General features: G+C 65.5%; 14 protein-coding genes, 1 tRNA gene and 1 other RNA gene. 4 read left to right on the top strand and 12 right to left on the bottom strand.

The features are described 5' to 3' along the window. The first annotated feature begins 429 nt into the window (after nucleotides 1-429). Nucleotides 430-505 (top strand) — tRNA-Ile (locus tag DSC_RS10780). 368 nt (nucleotides 506-873) lie between these two features. On the opposite strand, the gene DSC_RS10785 is transcribed toward DSC_RS10780, so the two are convergent. The 3 genes from DSC_RS10785 to DSC_RS10795 form a co-directional block, all read right to left on the bottom strand. Next, a complete protein-coding gene (locus DSC_RS10785; protein ID WP_014161203.1) occupies nucleotides 874-1,698 on the bottom strand; it encodes a Tle-like phospholipase domain-containing protein in 825 nt (274 codons plus the stop codon). A gap of 154 nt (nucleotides 1,699-1,852) precedes the next feature. Beyond that, nucleotides 1,853-2,968, bottom strand: a complete 1,116-nt coding sequence (locus DSC_RS10790) for a hypothetical protein (protein WP_238527737.1) — start codon at nucleotides 2,966-2,968, stop codon at nucleotides 1,853-1,855. A 34-nt stretch (nucleotides 2,969-3,002) separates the two neighbouring features. Further along, a complete protein-coding gene (locus DSC_RS10795) occupies nucleotides 3,003-4,256 on the bottom strand; it encodes a tyrosine-type recombinase/integrase (protein WP_014161205.1) in 1,254 nt (417 codons plus the stop codon). Between the two features lie 418 nt (nucleotides 4,257-4,674). Here DSC_RS10795 and ffs point away from each other — a divergent pair. Continuing rightward, nucleotides 4,675-4,771, top strand: an RNA gene (gene ffs / locus DSC_RS16170) — signal recognition particle sRNA small type. Nucleotides 4,772-5,034: 263 nt separating this feature from the next. Here the strand turns inward: ffs and DSC_RS10800 are convergent. The 6 genes from DSC_RS10800 to DSC_RS10825 are packed head-to-tail and all read right to left on the bottom strand — an operon-like array spanning nucleotide 5,035 to nucleotide 8,736. Continuing rightward, nucleotides 5,035-5,466 carry a molybdenum cofactor biosynthesis protein MoaE gene (locus DSC_RS10800; RefSeq protein ID WP_014161206.1) on the bottom strand — a complete coding sequence of 144 codons (432 nt, stop codon included), beginning with the start codon at nucleotides 5,464-5,466 and terminating at the stop codon, nucleotides 5,035-5,037. Further along, nucleotides 5,467-5,709, bottom strand: coding sequence for a MoaD/ThiS family protein (locus DSC_RS10805; RefSeq protein WP_014161207.1), 243 nt, complete (start codon nucleotides 5,707-5,709; stop codon nucleotides 5,467-5,469). Next, nucleotides 5,706-6,209 (bottom strand): cyclic pyranopterin monophosphate synthase MoaC, encoded by a 504-nt coding sequence (gene moaC / locus DSC_RS10810; RefSeq protein WP_014161208.1) that lies wholly within the window; start codon nucleotides 6,207-6,209, stop codon nucleotides 5,706-5,708. The genes DSC_RS10805 and moaC overlap by 4 nt, the downstream gene beginning before the upstream one ends. Continuing rightward, complete coding sequence (moaA, locus tag DSC_RS10815; RefSeq protein ID WP_014161209.1) at nucleotides 6,210-7,235, bottom strand: GTP 3',8-cyclase MoaA; 1,026 nt, start codon at nucleotides 7,233-7,235, stop codon at nucleotides 6,210-6,212. Continuing rightward, nucleotides 7,235-7,990: an MBL fold metallo-hydrolase gene (locus DSC_RS10820; RefSeq protein WP_014161210.1), complete on the bottom strand. Its 756-nt coding sequence runs from the start codon at nucleotides 7,988-7,990 to the stop codon at nucleotides 7,235-7,237. Before DSC_RS10820 ends, moaA begins: the two co-directional genes overlap by 1 nt. After that, entirely contained in the window at nucleotides 7,987-8,736 is a 750-nt protein-coding gene (locus DSC_RS10825; RefSeq protein ID WP_014161211.1) for a 3-deoxy-D-manno-octulosonic acid kinase, read from the bottom strand. The genes DSC_RS10820 and DSC_RS10825 overlap by 4 nt, the downstream gene beginning before the upstream one ends. Nucleotides 8,737-8,754: 18 nt before the next feature. On the opposite strand from DSC_RS10825, the gene DSC_RS10830 reads away from it, so the two are divergent. After that, entirely contained in the window at nucleotides 8,755-9,807 is a 1,053-nt protein-coding gene (locus tag DSC_RS10830) for a glycosyltransferase family 9 protein (protein ID WP_014161212.1), read from the top strand. 58 nt (nucleotides 9,808-9,865) lie between these two features. Here the strand turns inward: DSC_RS10830 and DSC_RS10835 are convergent, their stop codons facing one another. The 3 genes from DSC_RS10835 to DSC_RS10845 form a co-directional block, all read right to left on the bottom strand. Beyond that, nucleotides 9,866-10,276, bottom strand: coding sequence for a DUF6165 family protein (locus DSC_RS10835; protein WP_014161213.1), 411 nt, complete (start codon nucleotides 10,274-10,276; stop codon nucleotides 9,866-9,868). A 63-nt stretch (nucleotides 10,277-10,339) separates the two neighbouring features. Then, on the bottom strand, nucleotides 10,340-11,152 hold the full coding sequence (locus tag DSC_RS10840) for an SDR family NAD(P)-dependent oxidoreductase (RefSeq protein WP_014161214.1): 813 nt from the start codon (nucleotides 11,150-11,152) through the stop codon (nucleotides 10,340-10,342). Next, complete coding sequence (locus DSC_RS10845) at nucleotides 11,149-12,135, bottom strand: aldo/keto reductase (RefSeq protein WP_043291267.1); 987 nt, start codon at nucleotides 12,133-12,135, stop codon at nucleotides 11,149-11,151. The genes DSC_RS10840 and DSC_RS10845 overlap by 4 nt, the downstream gene beginning before the upstream one ends. 383 nt (nucleotides 12,136-12,518) lie before the next feature. Here DSC_RS10845 and DSC_RS10850 point away from each other — a divergent pair, with 383 nt between their 5' ends. Next, nucleotides 12,519-14,933 carry a phosphoketolase family protein gene (locus DSC_RS10850; RefSeq protein ID WP_014161216.1) on the top strand — a complete coding sequence of 805 codons (2,415 nt, stop codon included), beginning with the start codon at nucleotides 12,519-12,521 and terminating at the stop codon, nucleotides 14,931-14,933. The last annotated feature ends 94 nt before the right edge of the window (nucleotides 14,934-15,027 follow it).

Genomic DNA, 15,027 nt, shown 5'->3' on the forward strand with positions numbered 1-15,027 from the left:
CTTCGGGAAGCGTCCCGATTTAACTCCGACGTACCAGGTTGCCCTGCTGACGGGGATAATTCCGGGGATAGCTGGCCGCCCTTTCGCGGCTTTTCGGCCAAGTATGTCCCAGATGCGTACGTAGCCGTCTGCGGGCAACCCACTAGTGACCGGGGCGGTGGGAGCAGGCGCGGGTACCTGTGGAGAGACTGCTGGCTGTAGCTGATTCGCATGTAGCCGCGCGCCAGCCTGCTGCAGAGCGGTGCCGAAGGCTACTAGGGCCGTTCCTAGGTCAATCAAGACGTCCCCGGGAGTGTTCCCTGCCTCCGTGGGCCCGCTTGGACTCAGTCGCGCGCTCCGCATCGCCATTCCCTTTTCTTGCCCTGTTTTTCAAATGGGAACGCAACTTCATTGCTCACACAAGGCCCGCACTCGCTAAACTTGCGGCGCGGGCCTATAGCTCAATGGTTAGAGCAGAGGACTCATAATCCTTTGGTTCCAGGTTCGAGTCCTGGTGGGCCCACCATCTGCTGTCCTTCTTCGCGCGTGACCTGTCGCGTAGTGTGTTCGAACGTTCCGGGGCTCGCCGCTTTCCGCGACTGGCTGTCCTACGAGCCAAGGAAGTGCCCCCCTGCGAACGAGTTTGTCGGGCGCGTTGGATAGGGGGCATTGCCCCTGCCAAAGCGCGAGGCCGAACATCTGCGTTTGCCGCGCCCGCGTTGGGTCGTGAGCGGACGCTTGGATCGTGGCATCGCCTATCTCGAGGTACTGCCGAACCCGCTCAATACAGCTGCGTCAGTCAACGCTTACTCGTCATGGCAAAGCTGCTCAGTTCTACAGCCGACCGGCAAGTCCAGGGACGCCGCCTCCCTGCGTTAAAGCGCTGTTGAGGTGTTACAGGACGAGAGTATGCGTCTGCGGATCGATCCGCCGGCGGGGCGTGAGGCGATTCAATTCCAGGCTCGTCTGCGCCTGCGCCGACTCCCATGCCGCCACATGCGTGAGGCATTCAGCGATGACGCGGATCGAATGCCTGCCGATCGCGCCGGCCTTGTGGCAGCCGAGCGTCGTGTACTCGCCAGGACCGTTCGGCAGGATCTTTCGCACGCCGGCAAGCACTTCCGCGTACTGGGAGATGCCGTTGACGGTTTCCACGGAGCCATACGGGCCGGACGTCGCCACGAGCGAGGGGTTGAACACGTACGCCACGACATCGGGCAGGCGCGTGGCTGCGTACTTGCTGATCCCGCCTCCCAGCGAATGTCCGACAAGCACGAATTTTCGGGTCGGGTACTTCTGCTGCAGACGCCTGAGAAGGGCCAGTCCCTGCCGCCCTTGCGTCTGGAAGGGATTAAAATTGCCGAAGACCCAGTCACCCAAGCCCTCGGTTCCAGCATAGGCGATGACGATGTACGGCGCGCCGGAAGGTGGCGCGACGTTGAAGGCCTGCGCCTTGAACCCCGACCAGAGGGTGATCGGGTCAGTCTCGGGCGTAACGTGGTCCGGCAGGGCGAACTTGCGCTCGTCGCCATAGGCGGTGCTGGCCAACTGTGCGTAGAGCCACATCTCTGAGGCCGCTTCCCGAATCTCGATGGATGCCCCGGAGGGATGTCCGTCGAACGTGACTTCACGCTGAGTGACTGTCGTGCACCCTGCGACGGCTACGAGCGCGAGACCCAACGCGAGCCGCTCTATCGAACCTTTGAAACCGATATCCATGCCTGGCCCCTTTTATTAGCAGGGCGATCAAACCATCCCTGCCGTAGATAATCAACGCTCGGCAAGCGGGGCCGACCGGCCGATGTCCGCTTCGGGTCGGACGCCGACATCGCAAGCACGCTACCGATATCGGCATCAGAACGCGCGACTGCCTTTAGCTTCTGTCCCCACGAGCATCCCTAAAGTCGGTATCAGGCGGCCTTCTTGGGACTAGCTCGCCCACAATAAAGTAGACCATTCTCTGCACCGGATCATTTTCATCGGCGTCACGGAACCCGAGACCCCGAAGGAGATCTACAAGCTTCATCGGGTCTTGCCCAAGCAAGGGCTCCTTACGATCACCCCAACAACAGGCAGCATACAAAAGCTTCTTAAGCCCCTCATTGATAAAATCCTGGTCAAGAAACTTGTCTGGCTGAATCGTCACAGGCTCCGGAAGGGGTTCCCTCAACTTTGGAGGTTTCTTCAAGTACGCATAGGTTGGGTTGGCGAGATTCGCCGCGAAGTCATGTCGCCCGTTGTTGAATGGCATGGGATTCTTCGCGTACTTGTAATTCAGTTGCTTGAACTCCGCAGCAAGCATCGAAGCTTCAATCTCCTTTTTAGGCTTACCTCGATTTTGATAGGCCTTGCAGAGGATCTCGTATACCAGGGGCGACGACTCTTTCAGTCCATGGGGGTCATCCGGCAGATCTTCACGGACTGACACAGGCACAGCCTTAGCCGCCCGCATCCTGTCCAATACCTCATCCAGCGCAGATTCTTCAACGAAAATATCCTTGAAGCTGACTCCGTGGAGAACGTACGAATGCTGGCTTCTGTTGCGATTCAACGTCTTCACGACCATTGGAACACCTGAGCTGGCATCGAACTCGCTCGGCACCCTGTCGGCGATGGCTCTTTCGGTGGGCAACAGCGCACCGGGCAAGCCCCTTCGATAGGTGAAGTCGATTGGAAGAAGGCCTTCGCGCTGCAACGCAGACTCCAGACCTCCCCCACTTAGTTCGTGCAAGGCGATTGGGGGATATTCGATGAGATCACGCAACTGGGATGTATCTAGCTGCACATACCGGACCTGGGACTGATTTCCATCGGGCCGGACGGGCTCTTGTGCTGGCTGCCAGATCCCGAGAAGCTGATACCCGGGAGGATACGGATCAATCGGGAAAATACTGACCCGAAATCCCTTCGGGACCTTGACGTAAAACCGGTCGTATCCGGCTTCAAAGAGGCTGTGAACAAACTCACGAGGGTCGTTCCCGTCGAGCACGCTGATCAACTGTCGAACTCGGATGGGTGGCGATTCAGAAGTCATGCGGCGAGGCATCCCTCTTGGGCTTCTTCGCGAATGGGTGAACAAAGTCGGACCAGGCCTGCATCATCGGACGACGTTGCTCCAAGAGGTCTGTGCGGTGGTAGGCCGCCTCGACCTTGTCCTTTACCGTGTGCGCTAACGCCCGCTCCGCGAGGTCACGTGCATAGCCTTTCTCGCTACACCAGTCTCGGAAGCTCGACCGGAATCCATGAGCGGTCGCGACACGGCCGGGCGTATCGCTTGCGGCGTTCACCCTCCGCAGTAAGGCCGTAAGTGTCATGTCGGACATGATGGAGCGGGCTTGCACAGAGGGGAAGACGAGCTCGACGTGGAGCCCCTCCAAGCGCTTAAGCAACTCAACGGACTGATCTGACAAGGGCACTCGATGAGCCTGCTTGGCCTTCATTCGTGCGGCCGGAATGGTCCACTGCTTTACGCGCAGGTTGACCTCATTCCAGGTCATCCCGCGGACTTCGCCGGAACGACTAGCGTTCAGGATCAGGAATAGCAAGGCGATCCGCGTGACCTCGAGATCGCCAGCACCGGCGAGCTCCGTCTGCACAAAGGATGGAACCGTCGCCCACGGCATTGCCGGCTGATGCTCCTGACGCACTGCCTTGCCAGGCTGCAGTGGCAGCAGGTGCGTGACCACGCCGACCGGATTGGCTTGATTGAATCCATGCGCCCACCCCCACGCCATTACGGCGTGCAGACGCTGCTTCACGCGGCTCGCGGTCTCTGCCTTCTCCAGCCAGATGGGGCGGAGGACGTCTGCGATATGTCGAGGCTGAATCTCATCGATTGGAAGCGACCCGACCCTCGGAAATGCATAGTCAGCCAGCGTGTTGAGCCATTGCTGAGCGTGCTTGGGATTCTTCCAGCCGGGCTTCAATTCACCATGGAGCTGCTCTGCAGCTTCCTGGAACGTCGGGGTCTTAGGCTTGGCTCGGTTCGCCGCCTTGGTCTCCAGCGGATCGCGACCTGCGGCAATCTGCTCGCGCATCTCGCGAGCCAACCTGCCCGCCGAGGCGATTCCCACCTGCGGGTAGCTGCCTAACCCAGCGTTCCGCCGCTTACCAGTCACGGGACTGACGAATCGCAGGACCCACTTGCCCTGCCCCTTCTGCGTAGCCGACGGAAGCAGCGTGAGACCGGTCACGCCCCCGTGAGGGACAGCCTGCCCGCCGCAGCCCGTGCTGCGAGCCTTAGCATCGGTAATCAATGGCATGCCGCGCCTCCCCATCGCGATCTTTGGTATGCCATCCAGTATGCCATTTGGCGTTTGCTCTCCTTGGGTCCCGTTGAGGACGGTTGGCACTGAAAAGTGGCTAAGCCACTGAGCCCCGTGCTAAAATTTTTTGGCGTTGAGATCGATTGGGTTTCGTTCGGTACGGCCGAGGCAGTCCCTCTCTCCGCCAATTTTGAAAGTGTTGAGTAGGCTCCAGACGCGTGAGTTTCGCCGGCGTCTTGGTGAGGGGGTGAGAACCCCCGGTTCGACGAATCAGCAGGAGCTGATTCGCACGGCGAAGCCGCCCGCAGGGCGAGGCACAGGGACGTGCCGAGTGAATCCCCCTCTCTCCGCCAGTTTTGGTCATTGCTTTCCACAATGATGCAGCAAACCCGGGCCGCGCCTTAAGGTGCGGCCCGCGTCCATGGTGGCCCCGTCGGCCCCTCGCGACGCTAGGTCGAAAACTCCGCCAGGGCCGGAAGGCAGCAACGGTATTGACTGATGCGGGCGCCGAGGTCAGCCGGCGGGGCCGCCACCTTTTTGGGGATTGGTTGTTTTGGTCACGGCAAGCGCAGCCCTGTCTCTGCGGGCTGCTTCTGCGCGCCCGGCAGACGATGCCTCGCGCGTTGATTTTGATTTTGCTGTCAGCTTCACCTGACCGAGCCGTCAAGCGAGCCGAGCAGTGAAGGCGCGCCGCGAAGCGGCGTGGCTTTCAACGGCCAAGCCGGTCGAGCCTTTGATCCGACTTCAGGGAAGCGCGCGAACCATCCAGGCGACCCAGGAGCGAGTCGGATCAATCCACGCCCGGCCCCGGCGGATGCAGCCATTGGTCGGCGCCACTGCTGTAGTGCTCCTGCTTCCAGATCGGTACCCGCGCCTTGGTCTGATCGATGATCCAGCGACAGGCGGCAAAGGCGCCATCGCGGTGCCCAGCCGACACCCCGACCCACACCGCCATCTCGCCGATCGCCAGCGCGCCGGTGCGGTGCACGCAGCGCGCATCGAGGATGTCGAACTTCGCCAGTGCCTCTTCGATGACCTTCTCGCCCTCGGCCTGGGCCAGTGCGGCATAGGCCTGGTACTGCAGCCCGCGCACGGACTGACCCTGGTTGTGGTCGCGCACCCAGCCTTCGAAGCTGGCGAAGGCACCGGCGCGCGCATCCAGCAACTGACCGCGCAGCGAAGCGGTCTCGATCGGATCGGCGGTGAGGGAAAAACGCGGCATTCAGCCTCCGCTGACCGGCGGGATGAAGGCGACCTGCGCGCCTTCGGCGAGCGCATCGTCCCAGCGCGCAAACGCGCCGTCCACCGCCACGCGCAGATGCGGCATCTCCCAGTTGAAGCCGTGGCGCGCGCGCAGCTCGGCATACAACCCGGCCAGGTCGGCCGCGGTGGTCTGCACGGCTTCGGCGTCCACGCCGGCGGCCTGGCGCAGGCTGGCGAAATACAGCACCTGCACGCCGGTCACGCGCCCACTCCGAAATCGCGCTTGCCGCCGTGCTTGCCCAGCAACTGCGCAGGCCCGACCACGATGGCGTGCGAGAGCGCCTTGCACATGTCGTAGACGGTCAGCGCGGCCACGGTCGCCCCGGTCATCGCCTCCATTTCCACGCCGGTGCGGTGGGTGGTGCGCACGCTGCATTCGATCCGCAGGGTGTCATCGCCGTGCCAGTCGATCGCCAGCCGGCAACCATCGATGGGCAGCGGATGGCAGAACGGGATCAGTTCGTGGGTGCGCTTGACCGCCATCGTGCCGGCGATCACGGCGGTCTCGACGATACCGCCCTTGGCGCTGCGCAAGGCGTCGCGCCGCAGCTGGGCGGCCACCTCCGTGGGAAACACCACCAGGCACTGCGCCGTGGCCTGGCGCGCGCTCACGGCCTTGTCCGACACATCGACCATCGCCGGCTGCCCGGCGGCGTCCAGATGGGTCAATCCACCGACCAGACGTGCTTGCTCAACCATCATTCAACCCCCGATCAGGAACATTTCCACGCGCTTGCGCGGTGGCTGCGCGGCCTGGCCGCGGATTTCGCTGTAGCGGTCGCCGCGCCGCGACCACAGGCCGGACAGGCGCTGCGCTAGGGCGCTCTCGCCCTGGGCCAGCGCCGGGCGCAGGTCGGTGCCGGTGCCGGAGAACAGGCAGGTGTACAGATGTCCGTCGGCCGACACGCGCGCCCGGTGACAATCCCCGCAGAACGGCGCGGTCACCGAACTGACAAAGCCGATCTCCCCTGCCCCGTCGTGGAAGGCATGGCGTTCGGCCACTTCACCGCGATAGTGCGCATCCAAGGCATGCAGCGGCCAGCGTGCGTGGATGCGCGCGTGCAGTTCCCGCGAGGGCACCACCTGGTCGGCGCGCCAGGCGTTGCAGGTCCCCACATCCATGAACTCGATGAAGCGCAGCACGTGGCCACTGCTGCGGAAGTGCTCGACCAGCGGCAGCACCTGGTCCTCGTTGGCCCCGCGCTGGACCACGCAGTTGAGCTTGAGCGAGGAGAACCCCGCGCGCTCGGCCGCGGCGATGCCATGCAGGACCGGCTCGATGTCACCGCGCCCGCCGGACATGGCCTGGAAGCGCGCCGGTTCCAGCGCATCCAGGCTGATGGTGAGGCGACGCAGGCCGGCATCGCGCAGCGCCTGGGCGTGATGGGCCAGCAGCGAACCATTGGTGGTCATGGCCAGGTCGTCGATGCCTTCGATCCGTGCCAGCCGTTCGACCAGCCTGGGCAGATCCTTGCGCAGCAGCGGCTCGCCGCCGGTCAGGCGCAGCTTGTTGACGCCCACCCGCGCAAAGCCGCGGACCAGGGTCTCGATCTGGTCGAAGGACAGGCGCGACGCCGCATCCAGCCCGTAGTCGTCGGGCACCCTGTCGGCCGGCATGCAATAGCCGCAGCGGAAGTTGCAGGCTTCGATCACCGACAGGCGCAGGTCGCGCAGCGGCCGGCCGCGCTGGTCCAGCGGCAGTTCGGGCATGCGCACGATGGCGTTCATCAGCTGGAAGTATGGGGCGTCATCGGATTGGGCAACGCTAGCAGCTGGCCCGGCAAGGCCACGTGGTGGCCGCGTGCAGCCAGGGCCTGGGCGTCGCGCATGCTGGCGTGGTGGTACAGCACGCAGCGGGCCAGCAGCTGCGGGGGGTATTCGCGTTCCAGATCGTCGATGCCGCTGTGCGAGGGATTGCCGTGCACGGCGCAGTCGTGGGCGATCACCTCGTCGGCATCGGCATAGCAGGCCAGCATCTCCGGAATCGGCCGGGTGTCTCCGGTCCACACCAGCGAGCCGGGCAGGCGCAGGCCGAAGGCGGTCTGCGGCCAGTGATGGCGCACCGGGAACACCTCCAGCCGCACCCGGTCATGCCAGAACGCCTCGCCCACCGGCACCAGCCGGAACGCATCCCAGAAGTTGCCCCCGCCTTCGGCCAGCACGTTGGGATACTCGGCCACGCGCTGGTGCAGCAGCGGCACGATCGGCGCCGGCACGTACAGCGGCAGCTGCCCGCGCCGGGCCGGGTCGAAATAGACGCTGCCAAACAACCGTTCGAACCCGCCGACATGGTCCAGATGGGCATGGGTGACGAACACCGCCGATGGCACCTGTCCATAGTGGGCGATGAAGGCATCCAGCCCCGCGTTGCCGCAGTCGATGGTCAGCCACGGCGCACCGTCGCGCTCGATCGTGGCCATCGCCGAGCCCAGCGCCACCGCCGAGGCATTGCCCACGCCCTGGAACCGCAGCGCCCAGCTCAAAAGCCGCGCTCCCAGGCCTGGTCATAGGCCCGGCGCAGGCGGGCGTAGTCGGCTTCCACGTCCTGCACGCTGCGCTGGCCGCGCAGCTTGAGCAGCGAACGCTTGAGCCGGGCCAGATTGGCCTGGCGCCAGCGCGTGGCCGGGATGCGCAGCACGCCGCGGTCGAAATCGATCAGCCAGCCGCGGCCCTGCGCGTCGAACAGGATGTTGTGCGCATTGAGGTCGGCATGGTCCAGGCCGGCGCGATGAAAGCGCGCGATGAGCCGGCCGGTTTCCTCCAGCGGCGCGTCGCTGCCGGCCACCTGCACACGGTCGGCCAGCGAGCGCACTTCGGACAACCGCTCCACCAGGATCGCAGCGCGGTAGCCCAGGCCTGAGTGCAGGTAGCTGGCCACGTACGGACGCGGCACCGGCAGGCCCTTGGCCAGCAGCGCGCGGGTCAGGCGGAATTCGGCAAAACTGCGGGTGCGGTTGGCACCGCGCCACAGGTAGCGGTCGGTGCTGACGCGGGCGGCCAGGCCGCCGCGCTTGTACAGGCGCAGCAGGCTGGGACCGAACGGCGCATCGATGAACCACGCGCCACCGCGCCCGCCACTGTCCACCGGACGCGCGCGTTCGCCCCAGTAGCCGGGGTCCATCCATTGCGCCTCGGCTTGCCGAAGGCGCTGGCGGTCGAACAGAATCGCCCCGTCGCCGCCCTGATCGGCGTACGGCACCAGCACTTCCGTCGCGTCAAAAGCGGCCATCGCGCGAGTCTAACAACTTTGTCCAACGCCCCTGAGTCCCTGTGTCTGCTGCGCCTGTCGGCGCTGGGCGATGTCACCCACGTGGTGCCGCTGGTACATACCCTTCAGCGCGCGTGGCCGCAGCTGGACCTGCACTGGATCATCGACGGCGCCGGCCACAGGCTGCTCGATGGCCTGCCCGGCGTGCACTTTCACCCCTATGACAAGCGCACCGGCCTGGCCGGTATGCGCGCGCTGCGCCGCACGCTGCCCGGACGCTTCGATGCGCTGCTGCAGATGCAGGTGGCATTGCGCGCCAATGTGCTGTCGGCGTTCGTGCCGGCGCGGCGCCGGATCGGCTACGACCGCAGCCGCGCCAAGGACCTGCACGGGCTTTTCATCAACGAACGCATCCCCGATCGCCCCGGCATCCATGTGCTCGATGCGATCGGCAGCTTCTGCGAGCCGCTGGGCCTGAAGCAGGACACGGTGCACTGGGACCTGCCGGTGCCGCAGGCCGCGTTCGACTGGGCCGGCGCGCAATGGCCCGACGATGGTCGGCCGGTGCTGATGATCTCGCCATGCTCCAGCCACGTGCACCGCAACTGGTATCCGGACCGCTACGCCGCCCTGGCCGACCACGCCGCCGCGCGAGGCTGGCGCATCGTGCTGTGCGGCGGGCGCAGCGCGCTGGAGCGCCACAGCGCCGATGCCATCGCCGCGCAGATGGGCGCCCCGGTGCTGGACCTGGTCGGCAAGGACACGCTCAAGCAGCTGCCCGCACTGCTGGCCCGCGCCACCCTGGTGGTCACCCCGGATTCTGGCCCGATGCACATCGCCAATGCGATGGGCACCAAGGTGTTGGGCCTGCATGCGGCCAGCAATCCGCGGCGCAGCGGGCCGTATTCGGACCTGCGCTATTGCGTGGACCGCTACGACGCGGCCGCGCGCAGGTTCCTGCGCAAGCCGGCGACCGAGCTCAAGTGGGGCACCAAGATCGAATTGGACGGAGTCATGGCCCTGGTGACCACCGAGGATGCCATCGCCGCATTCGAGCGCTATCGGGCCGACCATCCCGCGCTGAGCTGGTGATTCCTGGAAAGCGAGAAGGAGCGCAGCGGCGGCCTTTCAGGATTGACCGCTGGATCGATCAGGGACTTGCAGCCTCGGATGAATAATCCTCGTAGGATTTTTCTTCCACATACGCCGAGCCCAGCGCCAGGTTGATGTCCTTCTTGATCCGCGCGCGGGTGTCGTTTTCGAAGTACACGCTGCGGGCCAGACCGATGAATTCCTCGTCGAAGGCCTGGGCCTTCTCCTTGCGGCGGATGTCATCCTCGATCACCCACAGGCGCTCGTTGACCGCCTTCAACTCGGCGCGCAGCCTGGCCACGTCCTTGACTGCGGCCGGGTGGGCCATCCAGGTCTGTTCCAACGCCGACAGTTCCCTGCGCACGTTGGCCAGCTTGGCCGCATCGGTGATGCGCTCGGACTTGATCTGCAGGATGGAGATCTTGTCCAGCAATTCGCCAAAGGATACGGGGATCAGGATCTCGGACATGGTGCGCGCCGACGGTGAGAAGGCATCCAGTTTAACCGGCGATCCGGCGGCACCATGCCCGGCTCAGGTGATGGACCAGCCTGCCTGGTCCCATGCCGCACTGGCGGCCTCGGCCTCGGGCAGGTCGGTCTTCCAGCGGGAGGCGTCCAGCCGGCGTCCGGTCACTCCGTCCGAGTCCTGCGAGGCAAGCCAGAGCAGCGGCCGGACCATGATCGCCGGATCGAGCAGGCCGGCCCGCGCCGCTTGCGGCAGGCCTTGCGGAATCATGCCGGTGGCCGTCGCGCCGCCCGGCAGCAGTGCGTTCACCGTCACCCCGGTGCCGTCCAGGTCCTGGGCCCAGATGATGGTCTCCGATTCCAGGGCCGCCTTGGACGGGCCGTAGGGTGAGAAGCCGCGCCGGCGCATGGTGGCGTGGTTCATCGTAATGTTGACGATGCGTCCGCGGCCTGCCGCGATCATCATCGGCACCGCCGCCCGCGCCATCAGGAAGGGTCCGTTGACGTTGGTGTCGATCACCATGCGCCACACGTCCGGGTCGGTTTCCCAGAACCGCGTCGGCTCGGTCAGGAAGCGCTCGCTGACATACTTCATTCCGCGACCGGCGTTGTTGACCAGGATGTCCAGGCGGCCAAAGCGATCAGCCGCCATGGCCGCCACGCGCGCGCAGTCTTGTTCGCGCGTGACATCGGCCAGCACCGGAATCACCCGCTCGTTCCCTGCCTGGCGGGCGACGGCCTCCACTTCGCTGGACTCGCGCGATGCGGTGGTGATGACCTGCGCACCTTCTGCCGCAAGGCCCAGCACCATGGCCCGGCCCAGGCCGCGCCCGCCACCGGTGACGATGGCAACCTTGCCCGCGAGCCGCCCACCGCTCAACGGTTCAGCGCCTGCATCTGAGGGGCGGCATAGCGCGTGCCTGCGGCCGCACCGGGCGGCAGGATCGCATCGATCCGGGCGCGGTCCTCGGCGGTGATCCGCACCTGGAGCGCCCCGACGTTTTCCTCCAGCCGGGCGCGCTTCTTGGTTCCCGGGATCGGCACGATGTCCTCGCCCTGGGCCAGAAGCCAGGCCAGCGCCAGCTGGGCCGGCGTGCAACCCTTCTCCTGCGCCATCTTTTCGATCTCGGTCACCAGATCCAGGTTCTTCTGGAAGTTCTCGCCCTGGAAGCGCGGCGAGTGCCGGCGATAGTCATCCTCGGCCAGGTCCTCGATGCGGCGGATCTGTCCGGTGAGAAAACCGCGCCCGAGCGGGCTGTAGGCGACATAGCCGATGCCCAGTTCGCGCACCGTGGGCAGGATCTGTTCCTCCGGCTCACGGCTCCAGAGCGAATATTCGGTCTGCAGCGCCGAGATCGGGTGAACGGCATGGGCGCGGCGGATGGTGTCCGGCGCGGCCTCGGACAGCCCCAGGTAGCGCACCTTGCCGGCCTTCACCAGCTCGCCCATGGCGCCCACCGTTTCCTCGATCGGCGTGTTCGGGTCGACCCGATGCTGGTAATACAGATCGATGTGATCGACCCCGAGCCGCTTGAGCGAGGCGTCGCAGGCCTGACGCACGTACGGCGCATCGCCGCGAATGCCCAGGTATTCACCCTTCTCGCTGCGGACATTGGCGAATTTTGTCGCAAGCACGACCTGGTCGCGGCGATCGGCGATCGCCTTGCCGACCAGAACCTCGTTGGTGAACGGCCCATACATGTCGGCGGTGTCCAGGAAGGTGACACCCAGCTCGAGCGCGCGGTGGATGGTGGCAATCGCCTCGGCCTCGTCGCGGCCGCTGTAAAAGTCCGACATGCCCATGCAGCCAAGGCCCAATGCCGAAACCTGTAGCCCCTGCGAGCCCAGCTTGCGTGTTTGAATCTGCATCACGTGCTCCTAAAAAAAGTGCCTTGTGACGGGGCAAGGCCCCCTTTTTGATGTGGCTCCCGCTGCGATACGGTCCGTCAGCGGCCATGCCAGACGGTGGATCCACGGTCGTATGACCGGATCACCTGCAGCCGAGCGGGATCCCGATAATTTTCGCGCGCCGGGTGTTAAGGCACGGCGTTTGCGGTCGCAGCATTGTCCGCTGCGTCCGCCAGCTGCCGGTTGACTGAGGTCACCGCATCCTGATCACGGGCTTGCGACAATCATCGCGGCAACTGCGTTGACGGTGCGCCAGGCGCCGTCACTACCGTGCGTTGCAGGCCCGCGCAAGGCAGTCTCTCATTCCCGTACAAGCCACAAGCCTCCAGGAGCCCACCATGGCCAGCAACCTCGCCGCACCGCGTGAACCCGACCGACTGCCGGAACAGGAACTGCGTCGGCTCGATGCCTGGTGGCGGGCCGCCAACTACCTCACCGTCGGCCAGATCTACCTGCTCGACAATCCGCTGCTGCGCGAGCCGCTGCGCATCGAGCACGTCAAGCCCAGGTTGCTGGGGCATTGGGGCACATCGCCCGGGCTGAGCTTCATCTATGCCCATCTGAACCGGGTCATCCGGATGCAGGACGCGAACCTCATCTATGTCTGTGGGCCCGGCCACGGCGGTCCGGCAATGGTCGCCAACACCTACCTGGAAGGCACCTACAGTGAGTTGAACCCGGAGGTTTCGCTGGACGAGGACGGGATGCGCAAGCTGTTCCGGCAATTCTCGTTTCCCGGCGGCATTCCCAGCCACGCCGCGCCCGACGTGCCCGGCTCGATTCACGAAGGCGGCGAGCTGGGCTACGCGCTGGCGCATGCATTCGGCGCGGCCTTCGACAACCCCGACCTGGTCGTGGCCTGCGTGGTCGGCGACGGCGAGGCCGAGACCGGCCCGCTGGCCACGGCCTGGCACTCCAACAAGTTCCTGAACCCAAGCCGCGATGGCGCGGTGTTGCCGATCCTGCATCTGAACGGCTACAAGATCGCCAACCCCACGATCCTGGCGCGCATTCCCGACGAGGAACTGCGCGCACTGTTCATCGGCTATGGCTACGAGCCGCTGCTGGTGGAAGGCCACGAGCCGGACGCCATGCACCAGCGCATGGCCACCGTGCTGGACCAGGCCATGGCGCAGATCCGCAACATCCAGGCCGCCGCCCGTGCGCAGCAGCCCGGTGCGCAGGCGCGTCCGCGCTGGCCGATGATCATTCTGCGCAGCCCCAAGGGCTGGACCGGGCCCAAACAGGTCGATGGCCTGAAGACCGAAGGGTTCTGGCGTTCGCACCAGGTCCCGCTGTCCGGCCTGGCTGACAACCCCGAGCACCTGAAACTGCTGGAGGACTGGCTGCGCAGCTATCGGCCGCACGAGCTGTTCGACGCGGCCGGTGCGCCGGTGGCCGAGATCCGCGCCACCGCCCCGGTTGGTGCGCGGCGCATGAGCGCCAGTCCGCATGCCAACGGCGGCCTGCTGCGCAAGGCGCTGCAGATGCCCGAGCTGGGCGAACATGCAGTGGCCTTCTCGCAGCCCGGTGCAGTCAAGGCCGAGGCCACCCGCGTGATGGGCGATTTCCTGCGCGCGGTGATGCAGGCCAATGCCCAGGCGCGCAACTTCCGCATCGTCGGCCCGGACGAGACCGCATCAAACCGGCTGCAGGATGTGTTCAAGGCCACCGGGCGGGCGTGGATGGAGACGATCCTGGAGGAGGACACCTTCCTGGCCCGCGATGGCCGGGTGCTTGAAATCCTGTCCGAGCACACCTGCCAAGGCTGGCTGGAAGGCTACCTGCTCACCGGCAGGCACGGCCTGTTCTCCTGCTACGAAGCCTTCATCCACATCATCGACTCGATGTTCAACCAGCATGCCAAATGGCTGGACGCCAGCCGCGAAATCCCCTGGCGGCAGCCGATCGCCTCGCTCAACTACCTGCTGACCAGCCACGTCTGGCATCAGGAACACAACGGCTTCAGCCACCAGGACCCGGGTTTCATCGATGTGGCGCTCAACAAGAAGGCCGACATCGTGCGGGTCTACCTGCCGCCGGACGCCAACACCCTGCTGTGGGTGACCGACCACGTGCTCCGGACCTGGGACCGCATCAACATCATCGTCGCCGGCAAGCCGCCGCTGTGGCAGTGGCTGCCGATGGAACAGGCCGCGCGCCACTGCCAGGCCGGACTGGGCGTGTGGGAGTGGGCCTCAAACTGCGGCGACAGCGAGCCTGACGTGGTGATGGCCTGCGCCGGCGACGCGCCGACCCTGGAGACGCTGGCCGCCGTGGCGCTGCTGCGCCAGCACCTGCCGCAACTGAAGGTGCGCGTGGTCAACGTGGTCGATCTGATGGCCCTGCAGCCCAGCCAGGTCCATCCGCATGGCGTGTCCGACGCCCGGTTCGATGCGCTGTTCACCATCGACAAGCCGGTCATCTTTGCCTACCACGGCTACCCGTGGACGATCCACCGGCTGAGCTACCGCCGCACCAATCACCGCAACATCCACGTGCGGGGTTACAACGAGGAAGGCACCACGACCACGCCCTTCGACATGACCGTGCTCAACGGGCTGGACCGGTTCCATCTGGTGCAGAGCGTGATCGAGTGGGTGCCGCAGGTCGGGGCCGAGGGCGCGGCGCTGCACCGGCTGATGCAGGACAAGCTCGCCGAACACACCGCCTACGTCCGGGTCCACGGTCAGGACATGCCGGAGATCCGCGACTGGCGCTGGAACGCCATCGACCAGGGCGCACTGGAATAGCGGGCCTCGCTTGTGCCGGCGCCGGCACTGCGTTTTCATCACCTCCCGCGGCGCGCCCCGGCGCCAAGGGGGCCATGGGCCGCAGCCATGAACA

Origin of the sequence: Pseudoxanthomonas spadix BD-a59, from assembly GCF_000233915.3 — a bacterium.
GTDB classification, from domain to species: Bacteria; Pseudomonadota; Gammaproteobacteria; order Xanthomonadales; family Xanthomonadaceae; genus Pseudoxanthomonas_A; species Pseudoxanthomonas_A spadix.